The 6,077-nt window shown below is 31.9% G+C and carries 6 protein-coding genes; 5 read left to right on the top strand and 1 reads right to left on the bottom strand.

Annotated features, from left to right (window positions below):
• Positions 1 to 33 precede the first annotated feature (33 nt).
• The 4 genes from SPD90_RS00475 (at position 34) to SPD90_RS00490 (ending at position 3,933) form a co-directional block, all read left to right on the top strand.
• On the top strand, positions 34 to 822 hold the full coding sequence (locus tag SPD90_RS00475; RefSeq protein WP_320923990.1) for an ABC transporter ATP-binding protein: 789 nt from the start codon (positions 34 to 36) through the stop codon (positions 820 to 822).
• Between the two features lie 10 nt (positions 823 to 832).
• Complete coding sequence (locus tag SPD90_RS00480) at positions 833 to 2,194, top strand: MATE family efflux transporter (protein ID WP_320923991.1); 1,362 nt, start codon at positions 833 to 835, stop codon at positions 2,192 to 2,194.
• Between the two features lie 82 nt (positions 2,195 to 2,276).
• The gene (locus tag SPD90_RS00485) at positions 2,277 to 2,642 is read left to right on the top strand and encodes an ACT domain-containing protein (protein ID WP_320923992.1); all 366 of its coding nucleotides are present in this window, start codon (positions 2,277 to 2,279) and stop codon (positions 2,640 to 2,642) included.
• Between the two features lie 304 nt (positions 2,643 to 2,946).
• On the top strand, positions 2,947 to 3,933 hold the full coding sequence (locus SPD90_RS00490) for a VanZ family protein (RefSeq protein WP_320923993.1): 987 nt from the start codon (positions 2,947 to 2,949) through the stop codon (positions 3,931 to 3,933).
• Between the two features lie 38 nt (positions 3,934 to 3,971).
• Here SPD90_RS00490 and SPD90_RS00495 read toward each other — a convergent pair whose 3' ends face one another.
• Positions 3,972 to 4,613 carry a cyclase family protein gene (locus SPD90_RS00495; protein WP_320625279.1) on the bottom strand — a complete coding sequence of 214 codons (642 nt, stop codon included), beginning with the start codon at positions 4,611 to 4,613 and terminating at the stop codon, positions 3,972 to 3,974.
• Between the two features lie 171 nt (positions 4,614 to 4,784).
• On the opposite strand from SPD90_RS00495, the gene SPD90_RS00500 reads away from it, so the two are divergent.
• Complete coding sequence (locus SPD90_RS00500) at positions 4,785 to 5,969, top strand: M20 metallopeptidase family protein (protein WP_320923994.1); 1,185 nt, start codon at positions 4,785 to 4,787, stop codon at positions 5,967 to 5,969.
• Positions 5,970 to 6,077 lie beyond the last annotated feature (108 nt).

Below are 6,077 nucleotides of genomic sequence, written 5' to 3' on the forward strand. Positions count from 1 at the left end.
ATAAAGACAAATTAATTGCTGAGGAGGATGTTTATGACAAATTCAATAGAGACAAAAAATATAAATATTTCTTATGGAAATGTAGATATAGTAGAAAACCTAAATTTAGAAATACCAAAAGGAAAAATTACTACGATTATAGGTGCAAATGGCTGCGGTAAATCGACGATTCTAAAGACGATAGCTAGGATTTTAACTGCAAAAAGTGGAGATATATATATAAATTCTAAAAACATAAAGAAACAAAGTACTAAGGAGATTGCAAAAAATATGGCTGTTTTACCTCAGAGTCCACAGGCGCCGAATGGATTGACGGTAGAGGAACTGATCGCCTATGGAAGATTTCCACATAAAAGTGGTTTTAGATCAGATAAAAAAGAAGATAAAGAGATAGTTGACTGGGCGTTAAAAGCTACAGGAATATATGAATTTAAAAACAGAAAAATAGAGGATTTATCTGGAGGTCAAAGACAGAGAGCTTGGATAGCTATGGCTTTAGCACAAAAGACGGATATACTGCTTTTAGATGAACCGACAACTTATCTAGATTTAGCTCATCAATTAGAGGTATTGGAGGTGCTAGACGAATTAAACAAAAAATACAACACTACAATAGTAATGGTAATACACGAGCTAAATAATGCAGCTAGATTTGCACACCATATGATAGGCATAAAAAAGGGGAAAATTTGCTGTGAGGGAACTCCAGAAGAGGTCATGACAAAGGAAAATCTAAGAGAGCTTTTTAATATAGATAGCGAGATAGTAGAAGATCCTAGAACTAAAAAGCCAGTTTGTATAACTTACGATATGGTTAGGTAGGAGTGTTATTATGGACAATTTAGCGAAGGACAATATAAGTAAATTACTATTTAAATACTCTATACCAGCTATATTGGCTATGCTCGTGACTTGCTTGTACAACACAGTCGACAGGGCTTTTATAGGTTCGATGGAGGGAGTAGGAGCATATGCTATATCTGGTCTTGGAGTTACGATGCCTGTGTTTACTCTAATAGGAGCGTTTGGAATTGCTGTGTCGGTTGGAGGTAGCACGAATATATCTATAGAATTAGGTCGAGGCGAGATAAAACAAGCTGAGAGAATTTTAGGAAGCACATTTGCACTTGAAATTCTAGGTGGGATTGTATCTATGATGGTATGCATTGTGTTTATAGATCAAATTTTATATATATTTGGGGCAAGCGATAATACTATTATTTATGCAAAGGAATACATGGCGACAATGCTTATGGGCTCTATTATAAATTTAGCTGGATTTAGCTTGAATGCAGCTATAAGGGCTGACGGCAGACCTAAGCTTGCTGCTACAATTATGATAACTTGCTCTTTGCTTAATTTGGTTTTCGACCCGATGTTTATATTTTATTTCGGATTTGGAATAAAGGGTGCGGCAATAGGGACTGTTATATGTCAGTTTATCAATTTTGCATGGACGACTTACTATTTTACTAGAGGAAAATCAAATATAAAGTTAAGGTTGGAAAATGTAAGATTGGACAGAAAGGTTATAGTAGCTATTTTGACTGTGGCGGCTACACCATTTTGTATGGAAATTGTGACTGGATTTATACATCTAGTTACAAATAAATTCTTGCATGCATATGGTGGAGACTTGGCAATAGGAGCGATGACTGCTATTACATCGATATCGTTGATGTTTTATATGCCTATATTTGGGCTGAGTCAGGGTATGCAGACCTTGATAGCTTACAATTACGGTGCTAAAGAATTTGCTAGAGCTAAAAATATATTGATGCAGGGGTTATTTACAGCGGTTGTGTTTTTAACTTTAGGACTTTTATTAATTAAAATTTATCCAGATATGTTTGTCGGTATATTTACGAAGGATATAGAATTACAGGAAATTTGTCTAAGTGGTATGAATATATATTTAGCTACTATGCCGTTAGTTGGAATTTGTATACTTGGACCGATATATTTCCAGTCGATAGGAAGAGTTAAGTGTTCTATATTTTTGACTTTGCTAAGACAAGTTATATTATTTATTCCAATTATAAGTGTAGTATCAAAAGCTATGGGAATGAAGGGTGTTTGGTTAAGCCAACCTATAGCCGATATTTCGGCAGCTTTGATAATAAGCGTGTTTTTAGCCAAAGAAATTAGGGGAGAAGCTACATTAAATTACAAAAATGATTATAATATTAAATAAGGTATGAAATTGTCTAGATAAACGTAAAATATATTTATTGGGATAATTTTGGGGAGTAAATAATTTTTTCGGAGGAAAACATATGAAGTTAAAAATTATCGATAAGGAATTTGCAATATGTCAAGTTGAGAAAATTTCAGATATTAATTTTGATGATGAGTTTTTATTTATAGGTAAAACAGACAATGAGTTTTCTCTAGTTTGCCAAAGTGAGTCTATTCCAAAGGCTGCTTTGAAGTTAGACGATGGCTGGGTTGGATTTAGAATAGAGGGAACACTAGATTTTTCGTTGATAGGTATTATATCTAAGATATCAAAGATATTAGCTGATAGTAAAATAGGAATATTTACTGTTTCTACATACGATACAGATTATATTTTAGTTAAAAAACAAAGTATACAAAAAGCAAAAACTACTCTTAGAGATAACGGATATATTATAGATTAATAATAAAAATTAAAAAACTTAATTATAATTAAGGTTAATTTAAGGAAAGAGGATTATTATATAACCATAGTAAATGATAAAGCTAGTTAATTTCTAGAAAGTTATTTAAACTTAAATAGCTAACTTAAAATAATTTTTTTGATGATTTTTTTAGTAATAACTCCCCGAGAAAAGGATGTGGCGGCGCATCCTTTTTTCATGTCTAAATTTAAAAAATAAATTAATCTAAATTAAGAAAATTTTAATGTATATGTATATAAAAGGGTTTATAATAAGAAAAGAATTAGACAATGGAGGGATGCTGATGAGACTTTTTCAAGTTTTTAATTTGGCAAAGGAATATTTGATATTAGGCGTAATGGGCCTAGTTTTTATTGGAGTAGTATATTTGATATTTTTTAGAAAAATACTAAAAAATCATATCGAATTTGATATAAAAAGAGTAGTAGTATTTTGCATGCTGTTTTGTTATGTAATAGTAGTTATCGGTGCCACTATATTTGTGAGACCTGGTGTGTATGAGCATGCGAATTTACATTTATTTAGTTCATATATAGAAGCGTGGAATAATTATTCAAAAGCTTATTGGAGAAACATAATATTGAATATATTGATGTTTGTTCCGCTTGGTTTTTTACTTCCGATTTTTAATGATAGATTTAAGAAATTTTATTGGAGCTTGAGTTTATCATTTTTATTTACTCTTGGAATAGAGCTTACTCAGTACATAACTAAAAGAGGGATTTTTGAAGTCGACGATATATTAAATAATTTTTTAGGCTCTGTAATAGGTTATTGTTTGATTATGTCGATTTTATTAGTCGTTTCTAAGGAAGAGGTTAAATGGAGATTTATAAAATTAGCTCTATGTATATTGCCGATTGTTTTGATGGTAGGAGCAGGATTTAAGATAAAAAATGATTATAATACACAAAAATTTGGGAATCTAAGCTGCAGTTACAACTACATATACGATATGTCAAATGTAAGCTTAACTAGTGATGTAGAGCTAAACGACGGAAATATCGATAAGAAAAAGGTATATACTTCTAATAAACGTAATTACGGCGAATACAATATTATAAGCCAAAAGGAAGCATATGATAGATTGAAATCAGGTAAATTTAATTCTTATGAATTGTACAACATAAATTCTATAATAGTTAGAAGTGTAAAATTGCAATATAAGATGGATAGCAAGGGATTTTATCAACCTGTATATCAGTTTGAATGCACGATAGATGGTCAGGGAAGACCTATATTCATACCAGCATTAGAAGATTTTAATTAAAAGGGATAGCAATATAATTGTATATCCCTTTTAACATTTTAATCTAAAATAGCAATGGCTCTAACTGAGGCTCCATCAGAGTTTTCGTATTTTAAAGGAAGTGCGCAAAATGTAAATAATTGATTTCCTACAGAGTCTAAATTACAGAGATTTTCTATTATTACTAGATTGTTTTTTAAAATCTTGTGGTGCATAGGTAATTTTTCCTCTGCAATAGGCTCAATTGAAATAACATCGAGACCAATTCCTTTTTTACCTTTTTTTATTAAATAATCAGCTACTTCTTCATCTATAACAGGGAAGTTTCCGAAGTATTTTTGTTCATCCCAGTATTTTTCCCAGCCAGTTTTAAATATTACATATTCTGCTTCATCAATTATATCTTTATATTTATCTATATAAGAAATTCCTATAGTATCGCCCTCTTTTAAATCAGAACAGTCGACTATTAAAGCCTTTCCGACAAATTTATCAGCAGGAAATTTATCTAAAGTTATTCCTTCATCTCTAACATGGTATGGAGCATCCATATGAGTTCCAGTATGAGAATACATAGTAAGTAAAGTCTCTCTAAATCCGTCCTTTTCCAAAGTACTTGCAGGATCTAATTTAGGCTGATCTGTCCCAGGAAATACAGGCATATCTGATTTGATAGTATGAGTTAAATCTATAACCTTCATTGTAATCACCTCGAAATAATATAATTTAATAAAATTATATCATATATAAGTATTTACATATTTTAAAAAGAACATTACTTTGGTCTAAAATTTACTATAATTATAAGATAAAGGTGATTATTTAACATATAATTTAAAGAATATAATTATTTAAAAAGGAGAGCGATTTGCTTGTTAAAAGATAATGTTGTAAAAAGGGGAAATGAAATTTTAGATTATTTAATAGATATAAGAAGGGATATCCACAGAACTCCTGAGTTGGCTATGGAGGAGTTTGTGACAAAGAATAAAATAAAAAAATATTTAGATGAAATAGGCATAGATTACATGGAGTTTGAACACCATAGAGGAATTATGGCGTATATATACACTAAAAACGCAAAGGCTACTATAGGAATTAGAGCTGATATAGATGCACTTCCAATAGAAGAAAAAAAGGAAAGCACATATAAATCACAAAATAAGGGAGTAATGCACGCGTGTGGTCACGATGCGCATACGACTATGTTAATCGGTGCCTGCAAAATGCTATACGAGATGAAGGATGAATTAAACGTAAATGTAAAATTTTTCTTCGAGCCTGCCGAGGAAAAGGGTGGAGGAGCTAAGTATTTTATTGATGATGGCCTTATGGAAAATCCACATGTAGATTTCATGTTTGGAGCACATGTTCAAGCGTACTTAGAGGTCGGAAAAATAGAATCTAAGTACGATACTTTAAACGCGAGCAGTAATTCAGTTTTAATCGAGGTAAATGGAAAGAGAGGCCATGGAGCTTATCCACAAAATGGTATAGACGCTCTAGTTGCAGCGGCGCAGATAATAACATCACTTCAGAGCATCGTTAGTAGAAATTTAGCTCCACACGAGATGGGAGTTTTGACTTTAGGCAAAATCGAAGGTGGAGATGCCGGAAATGTAATCTGTGATCACGTGGAGATACAGGGTACACTTAGAACTTTAAACAAACAGGAAAGAGATTTTATGGTAAAAAGAGCTACTGAAATAGTTGAAAATACAGCAGCTGCATATAGATGTGAGGCGAAATTTATGTTGAGAGCGAGAAGAGGATATGATGCGCTTATAAACGACAGAGAAATGGTCGATATCGTTAAGTCAAATGCAGAGGAATTTTTGGGAGAGGATAGCTTTGTGTATAAGGACTATCCATCTATGGGAGCAGAGGATTTTTCTCTATTCCTCGAAAACTGTAAGGGTGCGTTTTTTCATGTCGGCTGTGGAAATAAAGAAAAGGGCATAACTTCTCTTATACATACGGCTGATTTTGATATAGACGAGAGATGTCTTAGCGTAGGAACAATTATGCATGTGTTAAATGTACTTCATTTTAACTAGATAAAAAATAGAGGAGCAGTATTTAGCTTTAGCTCCTCTATTCTTCATTTTTGAAAATTAATTGTATAAGGAATTATATCATATGTTAAACAGTATTTTGTAATTCTG

It is taken from the genome of Intestinibacter sp., assembly GCF_034113885.1.
Classification (GTDB): Bacteria; Bacillota; Clostridia; order Peptostreptococcales; family Peptostreptococcaceae; genus Intestinibacter.